The sequence below is a fragment of the Prevotella sp. oral taxon 299 str. F0039 genome (genome assembly GCF_000163055.2).
GTDB lineage: Bacteria > Bacteroidota > Bacteroidia > Bacteroidales > Bacteroidaceae > Prevotella.
The window spans coordinates 438878-455486 of the sequence record NC_022124.1; the positions used below are offsets into that span (position 1 = coordinate 438878).

The 16609-nt window shown below is 35.0% G+C and carries 13 protein-coding genes; 9 read left to right on the forward strand and 4 right to left on the reverse strand.

What is annotated here, in order from left to right:
- Positions 1-207 precede the first annotated feature (207 nt).
- The 4 genes from sppA to thiL all read left to right on the forward strand — a co-directional run bounded on the left by sppA (position 208) and on the right by thiL (position 5111).
- Complete coding sequence (gene sppA / locus HMPREF0669_RS01785) at positions 208-1980, forward strand: signal peptide peptidase SppA (protein WP_009228777.1); 1773 nt, start codon at positions 208-210, stop codon at positions 1978-1980.
- Between the two features lie 8 nt (positions 1981-1988).
- Positions 1989-3167 (forward strand): tetraacyldisaccharide 4'-kinase, encoded by a 1179-nt coding sequence (gene lpxK, locus HMPREF0669_RS01790; RefSeq protein WP_009228776.1) that lies wholly within the window; start codon positions 1989-1991, stop codon positions 3165-3167.
- Positions 3052-3861 (forward strand): purine-nucleoside phosphorylase, encoded by an 810-nt coding sequence (locus HMPREF0669_RS01795; protein WP_009228775.1) that lies wholly within the window; start codon positions 3052-3054, stop codon positions 3859-3861. Before lpxK ends, HMPREF0669_RS01795 begins: the two co-directional genes overlap by 116 nt.
- A gap of 179 nt (positions 3862-4040) precedes the next feature.
- Positions 4041-5111, forward strand: a complete 1071-nt coding sequence (gene thiL / locus HMPREF0669_RS01800; protein ID WP_009228774.1) for a thiamine-phosphate kinase — start codon at positions 4041-4043, stop codon at positions 5109-5111.
- A 247-nt stretch (positions 5112-5358) separates the two neighbouring features.
- On the opposite strand, the gene HMPREF0669_RS01805 is transcribed toward thiL, so the two are convergent.
- Together HMPREF0669_RS01805 and rpsO are read right to left on the reverse strand one after the other, a co-directional pair.
- Positions 5359-6876 (reverse strand): arylsulfatase, encoded by a 1518-nt coding sequence (locus HMPREF0669_RS01805; protein ID WP_044045515.1) that lies wholly within the window; start codon positions 6874-6876, stop codon positions 5359-5361.
- Positions 6877-7053: 177 nt separating this feature from the next.
- Entirely contained in the window at positions 7054-7323 is a 270-nt protein-coding gene (gene rpsO / locus HMPREF0669_RS01810) for a 30S ribosomal protein S15 (protein ID WP_009228772.1), read from the reverse strand.
- Positions 7324-7471: 148 nt separating this feature from the next.
- On the opposite strand from rpsO, the gene typA reads away from it, so the two are divergent.
- The gene (gene typA, locus HMPREF0669_RS01815; protein ID WP_009228771.1) at positions 7472-9277 is read left to right on the forward strand and encodes a translational GTPase TypA; all 1806 of its coding nucleotides are present in this window, start codon (positions 7472-7474) and stop codon (positions 9275-9277) included.
- A 436-nt stretch (positions 9278-9713) separates the two neighbouring features.
- Here the strand turns inward: typA and HMPREF0669_RS01820 are convergent, their stop codons facing one another.
- Both HMPREF0669_RS01820 and HMPREF0669_RS01825 read right to left on the reverse strand, forming a co-directional pair.
- Complete coding sequence (locus tag HMPREF0669_RS01820; RefSeq protein WP_009228770.1) at positions 9714-10913, reverse strand: clostripain-related cysteine peptidase; 1200 nt, start codon at positions 10911-10913, stop codon at positions 9714-9716.
- A gap of 150 nt (positions 10914-11063) precedes the next feature.
- Positions 11064-13703: a valine--tRNA ligase gene (locus tag HMPREF0669_RS01825; protein ID WP_009228769.1), complete on the reverse strand. Its 2640-nt coding sequence runs from the start codon at positions 13701-13703 to the stop codon at positions 11064-11066.
- Between the two features lie 99 nt (positions 13704-13802).
- Between HMPREF0669_RS01825 and mazG the strand changes: the two genes are divergently transcribed.
- From mazG to HMPREF0669_RS01845, 4 genes are all read left to right on the forward strand, one after another.
- A complete protein-coding gene (mazG, locus tag HMPREF0669_RS01830) occupies positions 13803-14600 on the forward strand; it encodes a nucleoside triphosphate pyrophosphohydrolase (protein ID WP_009228768.1) in 798 nt (265 codons plus the stop codon).
- A gap of 117 nt (positions 14601-14717) precedes the next feature.
- Positions 14718-15215, forward strand: coding sequence for a lipocalin family protein (locus tag HMPREF0669_RS01835; RefSeq protein ID WP_232236441.1), 498 nt, complete (start codon positions 14718-14720; stop codon positions 15213-15215).
- A gap of 5 nt (positions 15216-15220) precedes the next feature.
- Entirely contained in the window at positions 15221-16138 is a 918-nt protein-coding gene (locus HMPREF0669_RS01840; protein ID WP_009228766.1) for a ribonuclease Z, read from the forward strand.
- 213 nt (positions 16139-16351) lie between these two features.
- Positions 16352-16609 (forward strand): T9SS type A sorting domain-containing protein, encoded by a 258-nt coding sequence (locus HMPREF0669_RS01845; protein WP_232236442.1) that lies wholly within the window; start codon positions 16352-16354, stop codon positions 16607-16609.

Genomic DNA, 16609 nt, shown 5'->3' on the forward strand with positions numbered 1-16609 from the left:
TTGTAAAGACTAATAGAAAACCACAAATAATGGTATAAGAAAAGTAGAAATAACTTTGTTTCAGTTGAAAGTTTATAGCTACAAATACTTATACTATTAAAATAATTTGCTATATTTGCATTATTATGTGCAGGTTAAAGCATTTCTTTTCAATTTGCACTGTTATAAACTTCTACATCATTTAATAGAGCATAAAACAAAAAGTATATGAAAAGTTTCTTCAAATCAGTACTTGCCACTATTACTGGACTAATTATTTTTAGCGTTATTGTATTTATAATATTAATGATTTCCTTTGTGGGAATGGTTGCGTCGTCTAGTTCTAAGATGGCAATTAAAAATAATTCAGTACTTGTACTCAATCTTTCAGGTACAATAGAGGAACAAACTAAGGAGAATATACTTGGACAAATAACAGGCAATACGGTCAATTCTTTAGGGTTAGATCAACTACTTTCTGCCATTCAAAAGGCTAAAAGTAATGATAATATAAAAGGTATTTATATCGAAGCAGGATTACTAAGCTCAGGTTATGCAACTCTTCAAGAAGTTAGAAATGCTCTTCTTGACTTTAGAAACTCAGGAAAATGGATTATTGCTTACGGAGATGAATACACTCAAGGAGCTTATTATGTGGCTTCTGTTGCTAATAAAGTACTGATAAATCCAGAAGGAATGCTCGACTGGCATGGTCTTGCTGCTCAGCCAATGTTTATAAAAGATGCCGTTGCTAAAGTGGGAGTGAGATACAATGTTATAAAGGTTGGTAAGTATAAGAGTGCAACAGAGATGTACACCGAAGACCAAATGAGTGATGCAAACAAAGAGCAAGTAGGTCGTTTCCTCAATGGGACATGGCAAGTTTTATGCCAATCTGTTGCAAAGAGCAGAGGGGTAGAGGTAGACTCCTTAAACGCTTATGCTGATAGACTTATCGCTTTAGAAGCTGCAACACAGCTCTTGTCTTATAAACTTGTTGATGGTCTTGTTTATACCGACCAAATTAAGCCCATCATTAATAAACTATTGGGACAAGAACCTACAGATGTTATTAATCAAGTGGGTATATCTGATATGCAGCAAATTGAGAACTCCACAAGTGATAATAATGAAATAGCTGTGTATTATGCTCAAGGAACAATTGTACAAAACCAGGCAGTAGGACTCTTTGCACAAGGAGGTGATATTGTTAGCCAAACAGTGTGCACTGATTTAGAGAAGCTTATGAAAGACGATAATATTAAAGCTGTTGTTATACGTATTAACTCTGGTGGTGGTGATGCATATGCTTCTGAACAAATATGGCATCAAGTTACAGAACTCAAAGCAAAGAAACCAGTTGTTATTTCTATGGGTGATTATGCTGCTTCTGGTGCGTATTACTTAAGTTGTAATGCCAATTGGATTATAGCTCAACCTACAACACTAACAGGAAGTATCGGTATTTTCGGAGTTATTCCTGATTTTAGTGGTTTAGTTAATGGCAAACTAGGAGTGAAGTTCGATGAAATACAAACAAATAAGAATAGTTCTTTTGGTAACGTTTTTGCTCGTCCTTTAAATCAAGATGAGGTAAAATATTTAACTGCAAAGATACAACGAGGATATTCTTTGTTTAGAAAAAGAGTGGCGGAAGGGCGTCATTTAACTATCGAACAAGTCGAAAAGATTGCACAAGGACATGTATGGTTAGGTTCAGATGCACTTAATATTCATTTAGTAGACCAACTCGGAGGATTGAATGAGGCTATTGCTAAGGCTGCACAGCTAGCAAAACTAACCAATTATACTACAAACAACTATCCAGCACAAGCTTCTTGGTTGGATATGTTCAAGGAAGCAGAAGGACGAAATAACTATATTGACGAGCAATTGCGTTTGACCTTAGGTGACTTATACGAACCTCTTGCTATGGTGAGGGTGGCAAAACAACGCCAAATGATGCAGGCTCAACTTCCTTATGTTTTAAATATTAAATAGTCAGAACTATGAGAATCGAAGGTGATTTTATAAAAATAAACGACTGGCTTCTGCCTTTTAGTTGGTTATATGGGCTTGCAGTTCGATTCAGAAATCAACTATTTGAAATAGGAATTCTTAAAAGTAAGACCTATAAGATACCTATTATATCTATAGGAAATATAACAGTGGGTGGTGCAGGTAAAACTCCTCACGTTGAATATCTTGTTCGTTTACTTAAAGATCAAGTGAAAGTGGCAGTATTATCCCGTGGGTATAAGCGTAAAAGTAAAGGGTTTCAGCTTGCAACAAAAGATTCTTCAATCTTTGAAATAGGAGATGAACCATTTCAGATGAAAGAGAAATATCCTGATGTTTACGTTGCAGTAGATAAAGATAGATGCAATGGTATAGACCAAATTACAAGTGAAGAGGAAACAAAAGATACTGATGTTATTCTTTTAGATGATGCTTTCCAACATCGATATGTGAAACCTGGTATCAATGTTTTATTGATAGATTATCATCGATTGATTATATATGACAAGTTATTGCCTGCTGGTCGATTAAGAGAGCCACAAGAAGGAAAGTCGAGAGCGGATATTGTTATCATAACAAAGTGCCCTAAAGACCTTAAACCAATGGAGTTTAGAGTTCTAACAAAAGCAATGGATCTCTACCCATATCAAAGCTTATTCTTTACAACAATTGATTATTGCGACTTAAAATTATTGTTTAAAGAGAAACAACAGCCTCTTGATTCAATAACAAACGATACCAATGTACTATTATTAACGGGTATTGCTTCGCCAAAGCAAATCATAGTTGACTTGCAACAATACACCAATAAAATAAAATCTTTATCGTATAGTGACCATCATCAATTTACTGATAAGGATTTACAGGAGGTGATAGCGACCTATAAAAGTATGCCTTCCCCTAAAATGATTATAACAACAGAGAAGGATGCCACACGATTGAGACATTTAGAATCAGAATTAGAAGAGTTGAAAGATTCGTTATATGTGTTACCAATTATGGTATCTTTTATGCTTGATCAACAAGAATTATTTAATAACAAAATAACAAGTTATGTACGAAAAAATTCAAGAAACAGCATCTTGGCTAAAAGAAAGGATGACAACAAGTCCAAAAACAGCAATAATATTGGGAACAGGACTAGGACAATTAGCTTCAGAAATAACTGATACTTATAGTTTTTCCTATAACGATATACCAAATTTCCCAGTGTCAACTGTAGAAGGACACGCAGGAAGACTTATATTTGGTAAACTTGGTGGCAAAGATATTATGGCTATGGAGGGTAGATTTCATTATTATGAGGGATACTCAATGAAAGAAGTTACCTTCCCTCAAAGAGTCATGCACGAGCTTGGAATTGAGACTCTTTTTGTGTCAAATGCAGCTGGGGGTATGAATCCTGAGTTTCAAATAGGCGATCTTATGGTGATAACAGACCATATTAACTTCTTCCCCGAACATCCTTTAAGAGGAAAGAACTTCCCTACTGGCCCTCGTTTTCCTGATATGCATGAGGCTTATAACAAAGGACTTATAGAACTAGCAAATAGTATTGCTAAGGAAAAGGGTATCCGTTTGGTTCATGGTGTCTATATGGGTGTAAGCGGACCAACATTCGAAACACCTGCTGAATATCGTGCATTTTATCGTTTAGGCGCTGATGCTGTGGGTATGAGTACTGTTCCTGAGGTTATTGTTGCATGTCATAGTGGTATTAAAGTGTTTGGTATGAGTATTATTACCGATCTTGGATTGGAAGGAACCGCTGTTGAAGTGAGTCATGAGGAAGTGCAAATTGCAGCGAATAAGGCTCAACCTTTGATGACAGAGATTATGCGTGAGATGATTCGTCGCTCATAATCAGTTGTTCTTCTATAATACAAAAAGAAGTCAAACCATAAGACATAAAAACAAGAACCAACCTCAAATGATTAAATATAGTAATCTATTGAGAGGTTGGTTCTTTTCCCTATTTATGACAAATAACAATAAGTTTTCTTTATATAGCAATTTTATAATATAATTAAGTAATTGAATTAATGACAGATATTTCAAAACTTGGTGAGTTTGGATTGATCAATCACCTAACAAAAGATATAAAACCACAAAACGAATCAACTCTTTATGGTATTGGAGATGATTGTGCGGTATTGCATTATCCATCTAGCGAGGTTCTTCTTTCTACTGATATGTTGATGGAGGGTGTTCATTTTGATCTTACTTATATAGATCTTCAACACCTTGGATACAAGTCGGCTATGGTTAATATTAGTGATATCTTCGCCATGAATGGCACACCAAAGCAGATTACGGTTAGCTTGGCACTTAGTAAACGTTTTACTGTTGAGGATTTAGAGATGTTCTATAGCGGAGTAAGAGCAGCGTGTGAAAAGTGGAATGTGGATATTGTTGGAGGAGATACAACCTCTTCTTATACAGGTTTAGCAATTAGTATCACCTGTATTGGTGAGGCCAATAAAGAAGATATCGTATATAGAAACGGGGCTAAAGATACTGACTTGATTTGCGTTTCTGGAGATCTTGGTGCTGCATATATGGGACTTCAGTTGCTAGAAAGAGAGAAAGTGGTTTACTATCAGCAAGTAGACGAAGCGAGAAAGAACAACAATCAAAGTCTGCTTGACGAGCTTCGAAACTTTCAACCCGATTTTGCTGGTAAAGAATATCTATTACAACGACAGCTACAAACAGAGGCTAGGGGAGATATTATTAAGCAATTAAAAGAAGAAAATATCCATCCCACTGCAATGATTGATGTTTCTGATGGTTTAAGTAGCGAGCTTATTCATATCTGTAAGCAAAGTAATTGTGGCTGCAGAGTATATGAAAAAAATATTCCTATCGACTATCAAACTGCTATAATGGCTGAAGAGTTGAATATGAATGTTACGACTTGTGCTCTTAATGGTGGTGAAGATTATGAACTATTATTTACTGTTCCCATTGGAGATCATGAGAAAATAAGTAACATGCAGAATGTAAAAATTATTGGACACATCACAAAGCCTGAGTTTGGAATGCAATTGGTTACACGAGATAATAATGAGTTTGAATTGAAAGCACAAGGTTGGAACCCGATAAAAGACTAACAATTCTTTTGTGGTTAGTTGATTATGTGTTTTTATAGTGCAAATTAGGATTCTTTTTTATTCTATATTTGGAACTTTTTATAGGCTTAAATCTCTTTATATACTAAATTATTTTTATAAAGAATTGTATTTTAGAAGAAATAACAATGCTATTCTAAAGAAAAAGTAATGCTTTTACAATGTAGAAGCATTACTTTTATTGTATAAAATCATTGATTTGTCAGCTGAATTTATATCCTGAATTTCTTTAATAGGGTAGAGTTACACTAAAATAAGGATTGTCGGTGTGTTCTTTTTTAATGATATCTATCATTTTTTTTACTATATCAGGATGTATACTGGCAATGTCTTTATCTTCATGAATATCATTTGCTAGATTATAAAGATGAGGTTTTCCATTTTTTACCACTAACTTCCAGTCGCTCATTCTCACGCCAATTTGATTGGTTTCATCAAATTCCCAATATAAAAAGTCGTGCTTCTTTTGTTCTTTTTCTCCATAAAGAGTAGGCAGAATAGATATTCCATCAAAATAATCAGTTTGCTTTTTGTTGCCATATTTCTTTTGAACATCTTTGATTCCAATCATTTCACAGAATGTAGGCATAATATCATAGAAAGCAAATGGATGGTCGTTTATAGTGTTTGGGGTAACTTTTTTAGGATAGCTAACAATAAAAGGAATTCTAATTCCACCTTCATAGCATTGGCGTTTTAATCCTCTTAGTTTGCCATCTCTTCCAAAGAATGTTGGATCTGCACCTCCTTCTTCGTGGGGTCCATTGTCACTTGTAAATACAACCATTGTATTTTCGTATAATCCCTGTTTTTTTAGCACCTCAATAATTTCTCCAACATACGCATCTAAACGAGTAATCATAGCTGCAAATTGTGCATGTGTGTATACTGACGGGTTATATCTAGAGTCTTCTTGACCTCCCCAAGTTTTGTCATTAAAAAACTTCTGTTTATAATGAGCTACGATAGAGTCGTCAGGTTGCACAAGTTCTGCGTGTGGTAGGGTGTAAGTGAGAATGCCAAAGAAAGGCTTATTGTTATTTTGATTCTTTATCCATTCAAGAGCTTTTTGATGGATTAAGTCAGCAGAATATTGTGGTCTTTTAAAATAATCCTTCCCGAACATCGGATATTTAATATTTTCTTCTAAAATAACTCTTGTGGTTTCCTTATCTCCAAGTTGCTTACTAAACCTGTTTAAGAAATTTGGATAATAGAGATGAGCTTGAAATTGGCATATAAAACCATAAAATTCATCAACTCCTCGCTTATCCGGTGTTGATGAAGAACCTTCGTATCCGCCTGCCCATTTGCCAAACATTCCAGTATTATAGCCATTGTCTTTCATTATTTCGGGCAAGATAATGTGGTCTGGATTGTAAGGGTGTTGTCCTACAACAGAAAAGTCTTCATTATCAAGATACTTTATTTTGGGAACATTCTTCCAATACTCTTTATTTCCACGAACTTCACAATGACCAGTATGTTGACCTGTCATTAGGGATGCACGAGATGGTGCACTTACAGGACTTCCTGCGTATGCTTGTGTGAAACGCATTCCATTCTTTGCTAACCTATCAATATTAGGGGTAGAAATATAAGGTTGTCCGTAGCATCCAAGATCACCATATCCCATATCATCACACATTATAAAGATAATATTAGGTTTATTCTTTACTTTTGAATAGGTACTTTGAGTCAATAAAGACAATCCTCCAAGGAAAAATATTATTTTAGTTTGTTTCATAAAATAAGTATAATAGAACATATTTGGTGTATAAAGATAGTTATTTATTTTCTTTTAGAAGTTTTTTGAAAGTGTTTTTATTATATTTATTCATTTATATCCATAAAAAAGAGACTTCTTCTGCTCCCAAAGGAAGCTAGAAAAAGTCTCTTTAATGCGCTTAAGCAATACGAACGATTATCGACGAAGACCTAAAGCCTTGATAATTGCACGATAACGTTCAATGTCTCTGTCATAAAGATAGTCAAGTAAAGCACGACGCTTACCAACTAACTTTGTCAAAGAACGTGCAGTTGTATAATCTTTACGGTTCTTTTTAAGATGTTCCGTCAAGTGGGAAATACGGTATGAGAACAATGCTATCTGGCTTTCTGCTGATCCAGTATCAGTGTTAGACTTTCCGTATTGTCCAAAGATTTCTTGTTTTTTTGCTTGATCTAAATACATAGAACTTTTAATTAATAATTTGTTATTTTGTAAAATGCGACTGCAAAGGTAATGATAATTATTTAGAATCAAGCAAATAAAAGTGTTTTTTTTATCCATTATGGATTAAAATAACTACCTTTGCAACGAATTTTATATGGTAAAATCAATGCAGGATATAAGAAATATTGCAATTATTGCACACGTAGACCATGGTAAGACAACTCTTGTAGATAAGATGATGCTTGCCGGAAAGCTATTTAGAGAAGGACAAGATAACAGTGATCAAATTTTAGATGCTAACGATTTGGAGCGTGAAAGAGGTATAACTATTCTTTCAAAGAATGTTTCCATCAATTGGAAAGGCACTAAAATTAATATTATAGATACCCCAGGACACTCGGATTTTGGTGGAGAAGTAGAGCGAGTATTGAATATGGCAGACGGTTGTATTCTACTTGTAGATGCTTTTGAAGGTCCAATGCCACAAACAAGATTTGTTCTTCAAAAGGCTCTAGAGATTGGTTTGAAACCCATTGTAGTTGTAAATAAGGTAGATAAACCAAACTGTAGACCTGAAGAAGTTTACGAAATGGTTTTTGATTTGATGTTTTCTCTTAACGCAACTGAAGATCAATTAGATTTCCCTGTTGTGTATGGAAGTGCAAAAAATGGTTGGATGGCTGCCGATTGGAAGCAATCTTCAGACAATATAGATTACCTTCTTGATGAAATTGTTAAGCACATACCTGCTCCAAAGCAACTTGACGGAACTCCTCAAATGCTTATTACTTCTTTAGATTATTCTAATTATACAGGAAGAATCGCTGTTGGACGTGTTCATCGCGGTACTTTAAAAGATGGAATGAATGTAACCATATGTCACAGAGATGGTTCTAAGGAAAGAACTAAGATTAAAGAGCTTAGAACTTTTGAAGGAATGGGACACGCTAAGACAGAAGAAGTGAGTTCTGGAGATATTTGTGCAGTAGTAGGCCTTGACAAATTTGAAATTGGAGATACTATTGCTGACTTTGAAAACCCCGAACCTCTTCCACCATTGGCTATCGACGAGCCTACGATGAGTATGCTCTTTACAATTAATGATAGTCCTTTCTTTGGTAAAGAAGGTAAGTTTGTAACAAGTAGACACATTAATGATCGTCTTCAAAAGGAACTTGAAAAGAACCTGGCTCTACGAGTTCGTCCATTTGAAGACAGTACAGATAGCTGGATTGTTAGTGGACGTGGTGTGCTTCACCTATCAGTTTTAATTGAAACGATGCGTCGTGAAGGATACGAACTACAGGTTGGTCAGCCTCAAGTTATTTACAAAGAGATTAACGGAGTGAAGCACGAACCAATCGAAGAGCTAACAATCAACGTTCCTGAAGAGTTCGCAAGTAAGATGATTGACATGGTTACTCGTCGTAAAGGTGAGATGACTTCTATGGAAAGTCAAGGCGATCGTGTAAATATTGAGTTCGATATATCATCAAGAGGTATTATTGGTTTGCGTACAAACGTGCTTACTGCAAGTCAAGGAGAAGCTATTATGGCACACCGTTTCAAAGAATATCAACCTTTTAAAGGTGAGATTACTCGCCGAGTTAATGGTTCTATGATTGTTATGGAAACAGGAACTGCCTTTGCTTACTCACTAGATAAGCTTCAAGATCGTGGTAAGTTCTTTATCGATCCAGGTGAAGATGTTTACTACGGACAAGTCGTTGGTGAGCATGTTCACGATAATGACTTGGTTATCAATGTAACTAAAGCAAAACAATTAACTAACGTCCGTGCTTCTGGTAGCGATGATAAGGCTCGTGTTATTCCTAAAACAGTAATGAGTTTAGAGGAATGTTTGGAATATATCAAGGCGGATGAATATGTTGAGGTAACTCCTTTAAACATGAGAATGCGCAAGATTATTCTTGACCATAACGAAAGAAAGAGAGCTAATAAAGATATGTAAATTCTATGAATAGGAATACTATCACTTGCTAGGAGCAGTGTATTGATAATGCATTAGCACTTAAATTCTCTTTGGTTAGATTGTTCGCTTTCTTTTATTTGCGAAAATATGCTTTATAAAAGAGATCTTTTTGGTTACTAATATTATTGTTATTATTACCTAATAGCAATGTTTTTATATAGTAATGTCAATGCAAAACTAGCACGTTCATAGTGTACATGTAAGGTGTAGCTTAATTGCTTAAAATGTAGATAATAATATTTTTTTTATTAAGTTATTACTAATATGTATATATAGGGATAAATCCTAAGGAACAAAAGTGATAATAAGATATGAGAAAAGAAAAGAGTTCTTTGTCAACTAATTGTTGAAAAGAACTCTTTTTATTTATTTTCTATAATGAATTATAATCGTTACTTTGTTTTATCTTAACTTCTTAATGAGTGGCTTTCCACCAACTGGTAGTTCTTTTAGTTGTCTTTGCAGAATATACTTGCGATTCATTAGGGTCGCTAATTGTTATTCCAGAGAACGAATTGATGTAAATATATTCCGAATCAAGTTGGCCCATAGCAGTGTATATTCTATTAGTTGATGCGTGATAAGGAGTTACTTGATTAAGCATATTGTTGAAACGATTCTTTAAATTTGTATCAGGGCAAAGTCGATCTACATAACTCTTCATATCATAAAATATTGTTCCGCTATATCCATCGAGCTTTTGTAAATGAGTGGTGTCGGCAACATTGAAAGTAAATTGTTGATTAATCTCTTTCATGAGATTTGCCATTTCTTCCGTCTTTTCGCAGTTTGTAACACCAATAGCACCGCAGTTGTATTGTGGAGCTTGGTAGTTTGAATAGAAATCGTGGAAGATATTTGTAATGGTTTGGTAATTGGGATTGAGTGAAGATAATTCTTGCCACATCTTATGATAAGGCATCCCGTATGCCATAATCTCGCTAGTGCAACCAATGAGATACGATGTTACATTACGTAATTCGTATGCTGTTTCGATATTCGACATATAACAATCATCGAACATGATATATTGCATCTTTATACCCGTTGCCTTTATACTATTTGCAAGAGTGCTTATGTTGGTTTGGTATTCTGGAGTAGTTCCTCCAAAGAAACGAGTTCTCGAGCGAGTTGTTGGTTCTGCAGGAAGCCAACCCACACCATGTGAGCCAATAATCATTGAATATTTTGAAGCAGGAGCAAATCTAACAACATCTTTTAGTATTGTTGTTAATCCTTGTTCTGTGGTATATGAAGTACTGTTTTGCGGAGTATATTGTTTTAATATATTCTTGATAAATAGTCCATTCTGATATTTTAGCTCATACATTGTGCCGTATTTGGGGGCTAAAGAATCGATAAAAATCACCAAACGACTATTTCTCAATCCTCCTTCTTCTGATATTGCACTCTTTATATCTTCAATATTTTGAATAAAGTTGTCGTGTAAGCTATTTGCACTATTTGTAGGACTTGCAGTCCAGGGCATATAAACAAAAATAGTTTTACCCTCTTTCTTCACCATTTCATCTTCAGTATTGTCGTTACAAGCAACCAAAGATAAGGCAAGAAAGATAGCATATATACCTTTATATGTATTTTTAATTATGTTCATAAATAGAGTTTATTAGTGTTGTTATCCGAAATACTTAGTATCAATAAACGACAGAGCATATTAAAATGCCTGCCGTTTACTGGTTTTATGAGAGTTTTATAGGTTCTTGATGTCGTTGCTATACACAGACAGCAAACATCATTTTTATTCTTATTTTTGTTTTAGTTCTGCGATAGATTGTTTAAGAGCTGCAATCTTTTCTTCAGAGTCTTTTGCTTTTTTCTGTTCGAGTTCAACCACTTCCGCAGGAGCATTCGCTACGAACTTTTCGTTGGATAGCTTCTTTTGAATACCTGCAAGAAATCCTTCTAGATGCTTAAGTTGAGCTTCTTGTTTCGCAAGTTCAGCCTCATGGTCAACCATATCGCCAACAGGAATAGCAAATTCGTCTGTTCCAATCATAAATAATGCGCAATTAGCAGCCTTTTCTTTAACTTCAACAACGTTGTTGAGGTTAGCCATTTTCTTAATAACAGAATTATAGGTAGCATATCTGTTTTGAGAAATGGTGTGTAACTCTAGTTCTACTTTAGGCGAGATATTCTTTTGATTACGCACCGCTCTAATGTTGGTTACAATGAGTTTAACGTTTTCAATCTCGTCAATTAGATGGCTATCTTCTGTAGAAAAAGCATCAAGAGTAAGCTTTTCGCACATAATTGATTGACCTTCTTCTCTTGTGTAGATGTGTTGCCATAACTCTTCTGTAATGAAAGGCATGAATGGATGCAACATTTTTAGAAGTGTTTCGAAGAATTGTAGGGTAGCTTCAAATGTCTTCTTGTCGATAGGAGAACCATAACTTGGCTTAATCATTTCAAGATACCAACTTGAGAACTCGTCCCAGAATAATTTATAAACAACCATTAAGGCTTCTGATATTCTATATTTAGAGAAGAGATCGTTAAGCTCTTGGTTTGCTTGGCGAAGCTTAGCTTCGAACCATTTCACTGCAATTGCATTGGTTGCGGGTTGTTCTTCCTCAGAAGTAGACCAGCCTTTGATGAGTCGGAACGCATTCCATATCTTGTTATTGAAATTTCTTCCTTGTTCACAAAGAGTCTCATCGAAAAGAATATCGTTACCAGCTGGAGCAGATAACATCATTCCCATGCGCACACCATCAGCACCATATTGTTCAATAAGATCAAGAGGATCGGGTGAGTTTCCAAGACTCTTACTCATCTTTCTACCCAACTTGTCTCGAACAATACCTGTAAAGTAAACGCTCTTGAATGGCATTTCGTGCTTGTATTCATATCCTGCCATAATCATTCTGGCAACCCAGAAGAAGATAATGTCTGGTCCTGTAACAAGAACACTTGTTGGATAGTAATATTTTAGCTCTGCATTATCAGGATCGTTGATACCATTAAATACAGAAATAGGCCACAACCAAGATGAGAACCAAGTATCAAGGCAGTCTTCATCTTGTGAAAGTTGGTTTTCTGTTAATGTGGTATTGTATTTATTTTCGATTTGTTTTAATGCATCTTCAATAGATTCTGCCACAACAAAATCACGTTTTCCTTCTATCTCAAAGTAGTAAGCTGGAATGCGATGTCCCCACCAAAGCTGACGAGAAATACACCAATCTTTGATGTTTTCGAGCCAATGGCGGTAAGTATTCTTATATTTTTGTGGATAGAATTGAATGTTATCGTCCATAACAGGAGGCAGTGCCATGTCTGCAAAGTGCTGCATTGAAAGGAACCATTGTGTAGATAATTTAGGTTCAATGGGCACGTTTGTTCTTTCAGAGCATCCTACCTTATTAGTATAGTCTTCAATTTTCTCCATTAAACCTGCATCTGTTAGGTCTTGAGCAATTTGCTTTCTAACGTCCATTCTATCTTGTCCAACGTACATTCCTGCAGCTTCAGAGATTGTTCCGTTGTCGTTAAAGATATCAATAGTATCAAGATGGTGTTTAATTCCTAAGTTATAGTCATTAATATCGTGTGCAGGTGTAACCTTTAAACAACCTGTTCCGAATTCAATATCAACATAGTCGTCTTCAATGACAGGTATCTCACGATTTACAAGAGGTACAATTACGTGCTTACCTTTAAGACATGTGTTCTTAGGGTCGTTTGGATTAATACACATTGCGGTGTCACCCATAATTGTTTCAGGGCGAGTTGTTGCTACGATAGCATATTTCCCTGGTTCTTCAACAACCATATATTTAAGGTAATACAATTTAGATTTCTCTTCTTTGTATATCACCTCTTCATCGCTTAGTGCTGTTTGTGCCTTTGGATCCCAATTCACCATGCGCACACCACGATAAATAAGACCTTTATTATACAAGTCACAGAAAACCTTAATGACACTCTTTGAGCGTTCATCATCCATGGTAAAGGCAGTTCTATCCCAATCACAACTAGCTCCAAGTTTACGCAATTGTTTTAGAATAATGCCTCCGTGTTCTTTAGTCCAATCCCAAGCGTGACCCAAGAACTCATCTCTTGTGATGTCAGTCTTTTTTATTCCTTGTTGAGCAAGTCTGTTTACTACTTTAGCTTCAGTAGCAATAGAGGCGTGGTCTGTACCTGGAACCCAGCAAGCATTCTTGCCTTCCATTCTTGCTCTACGCACAAGAATGTCTTGGATAGTGTTGTTAAGCATATGACCCATATGCAAAACACCAGTAACATTGGGTGGAGGTATAACAACAGTGTAGGGTTCTCTGCTGTCAGGTTTACTTGAGAAAAGCTTATTATCAAGCCAATATTGATACCATTTCGATTCTACTTCTTTCGAATCGTATTTACTTGCTAATTCCATATATGTTGTTCTATGATTTCGTTCTAGTATAAAAAACATTGCAAATTTACTATTTTTAAGTGGAAAATGATTACTTTTGTCTAAAATAATACTATAGGTATGCATACAAGAGTGGAAAAACTAGAAGCCTTTGGACGTTTGTTAGATGTTTTAGATGAACTGAGAGAGAAATGTCCTTGGGACAAAAAACAGACAAATTGTACCTTACGAACCAATACAATAGAGGAAGTATACGAACTATGTGATGCGCTTTTGAACGACGATTCTCATAACATTTGTAAAGAATTAGGCGATGTTTTACTACATGTTTTATTCTATTCTGTTATTGCCAACGAAAAGAAACAATTTGATATTGCTGACGTTTGTAATAAAGAAGTAGAGAAATTGAAATTTCGTCATCCTCATATTTATGGAGAACCAGATCCTTCTAAGAGTGTAGAAAGTATTCTTCAAACATGGGAACAGATAAAACTTAAGGAAAAAGATGGCAATAAAACCGTCTTGTCTGGTGTCCCTTCTTCTCTTCCAAGTTTGATAAAAGCTTATAGAATACAAGACAAAGCAAGAAACGTAGGCTTTGATTGGGAGCAAAAAGAAGATGCTTGGGATAAGGTTTATGAAGAGTTAGAGGAGCTAAAGCTTGAGTTAAGCAAAGAAGATAAAGAGAAATCTACAAGCGAATTTGGTGATTTCTTCTTTAGTATGATTAATGTTGCAAGACTGTATGGCATTAATCCTGATGATGCTTTAGAGCAAAGTAATCGCAAGTTTATACACCGTTTTAATTATATTGAGCAAAGTGCAAAAGAGAAAGGAGTTGCTTTGAAAGATATGACTCTAGCTGAAATGGATGCGCTTTGGAATGAAGCGAAATCTAAAGAATTAAAAGGTCAATAAAGATTATAAGATATTATATAAATAATAGATATGAAACAGTTAAAGTTTATCACCCTGATCGGAATCTTACTTGTCTCGTCTTTTACCATATTTTCTTGTAAAGAAAAGACTAAAAAAATGTCTTTCAATGAAGCTGATTCTATCGATAATAGTCTTAATGCAGATTCAACACTCTATGGAATATGTGGAGAAGGAACAGGTATGCACAACTTGCAGCTTATAACCGACTCGGGAGATTCTATTGATTGTATATTGATGGACAATAACGAGCAAGCTAATATGGGTTTAAGAGGTGGATTATTGGTAGGCGATAGAATGGCTGTTATTGGTCGAAATATAGATGGAGAGTTTCAGGCTACAGAAGTATTGAATCTAACAACGTTATTAGGTAGATGGAATAGTATAGACAAAGACTTTGAAATAGAAGAAGGGGGAGCTATTCACACCTATCAGCCTGTAGAAAAAAATGATTGGAAAGTTTGGAAGATATTTAACGGAAAACTTCTTCTAGGTCGTGATTCTTTCCAAGTAAATATACTTGGTCCCGATTCACTCGTGTTGGAAAATCCGCATGGAATCTTTGTTTATAAACGCAAAGAGAATAAAAAACAATAATTGGTTTGGAAACATTTAATGTCCATATCTTAGGTTGTGGAAGTGCATTACCAACGCTTCTGCATAGTGCTTCTTGTCAAATTGTAGAGATAAGAGGAAAGTTCTTTATGGTTGATTGTGGCGAATGTGCTCAAATACAACTCAGAAAATCTCATGTCAATTTTATGAAGATTGGAGCGATTCTTATTTCTCACTTACATGGAGATCATTGTTTTGGACTTATAGGATTAATCTCAACATTTGGAATGTTGGGAAGAACTGCACCTTTATATGTATATGCTCCCAAAGAGTATGAAAATCTTTTTAAAGCTCAAATGAACTTCTTTTGCAAAGGATTAACCTTTGACGTGGTCTTTAATGGGGTAGATACAACAGTAAATACTGTGATATATGATGATAGAAGTCTTACAATTGAGTCGATACCCTTAGATCACCGAATCAGTTGTAGTGGTTTTCTTTTTAAAGAAAAGCAGACCTTGGCGCATATAAAGCGTGATATGATAGATTTTTATAACATTCCTCATTACAAGATAAATGCTATTAAACAGGGAGAAGATTGGGTTACAGAAGATGGAGAAGTAGTGTCAAATGCTCGCTTAACCTTTCCTGCTGATCCTGCACGGTCATATGCTTACTGCAGTGATACAAAGTATTTACCCGAATTGCATAAGATGATTAAGAATGTAACTTTGCTTTATCATGAAAGCACTTATGCAAATGAGCATGCTAATTATGCTGAGAAATATTTCCATAGTACAGCTGAACAGGCAGCAATGGTGGCTAGAGATGCAGATGCAAAGCAGCTCCTTTTAGGACATTACAGTTCACGTTATGCTAATGAAACAATCCTTTTAGATGAGGCAAAGAAGGTATTTCCTAACTCAATATTATCTAATGAGGGTATGATTGTAAGTATTAAATAATTTAAAAATTGTGAGATAAACAAAAGTTCTATTTCTAATTATTGAAGAAATAGTGTAACTTTGTGAAAAGAATGATAAGGCATTGAAGTATATAATTATTTCTATTGTGTTTATCATTGATGTAAATTAGAATATAAATAGAAATTTAAAAATTCTAGAGATATGATGAAAAAGATATGCTTTTTATTATTTTTGGTTCTCGGAGTTATGTCAATGACTTCTAGAGCAGCAGTATCTTTTAATATAGAATCTCTCGAACAAGATAACTCTGCACCATCTATTGCAATGATAGAGAATACATTACATGTATCAGGAGCAAACGGACAGACGCTTCAAGTATATAATGTTGCAGGTATATGTATATTGAATTTTAAGGTAGACGGAATGGATAAACGTTTTGATTTGCCACTTCCTAAAGGTGTTTACATCGTTAAAATCGGAAAAATTGTTCGTAAAATATCTGTAAAATAG

Excerpts from the sequence above, each read along its gene's own strand:
- HMPREF0669_RS01795 (WP_009228775.1), top strand. The coding sequence starts at position 3,052 with ATGTACGAAAAAATTCAAGAAACAGCATCTTGGCTAAAAGAAAGGATG.
- thiL (WP_009228774.1), top strand. The coding sequence starts at position 4,041 with ATGACAGATATTTCAAAACTTGGTGAGTTTGGATTGATCAATCACCTA.
- HMPREF0669_RS01845 (WP_232236442.1), top strand. The coding sequence starts at position 16,352 with ATGACTTCTAGAGCAGCAGTATCTTTTAATATAGAATCTCTCGAACAA.
- HMPREF0669_RS01835 (WP_232236441.1), top strand. The coding sequence starts at position 14,718 with ATGTCTTTCAATGAAGCTGATTCTATCGATAATAGTCTTAATGCAGAT.
- mazG (WP_009228768.1), top strand. The coding sequence starts at position 13,803 with ATGCATACAAGAGTGGAAAAACTAGAAGCCTTTGGACGTTTGTTAGAT.
- HMPREF0669_RS01825 (WP_009228769.1), bottom strand. The coding sequence starts at position 13,703 with ATGGAATTAGCAAGTAAATACGATTCGAAAGAAGTAGAATCGAAATGG.
- sppA (WP_009228777.1), top strand. The coding sequence starts at position 208 with ATGAAAAGTTTCTTCAAATCAGTACTTGCCACTATTACTGGACTAATT.
- HMPREF0669_RS01805 (WP_044045515.1), bottom strand. The coding sequence starts at position 6,876 with ATGAAACAAACTAAAATAATATTTTTCCTTGGAGGATTGTCTTTATTG.
- rpsO (WP_009228772.1), bottom strand. The coding sequence starts at position 7,323 with ATGTATTTAGATCAAGCAAAAAAACAAGAAATCTTTGGACAATACGGA.
- HMPREF0669_RS01820 (WP_009228770.1), bottom strand. The coding sequence starts at position 10,913 with ATGAACATAATTAAAAATACATATAAAGGTATATATGCTATCTTTCTT.
- typA (WP_009228771.1), top strand. The coding sequence starts at position 7,472 with ATGCAGGATATAAGAAATATTGCAATTATTGCACACGTAGACCATGGT.
- lpxK (WP_009228776.1), top strand. The coding sequence starts at position 1,989 with ATGAGAATCGAAGGTGATTTTATAAAAATAAACGACTGGCTTCTGCCT.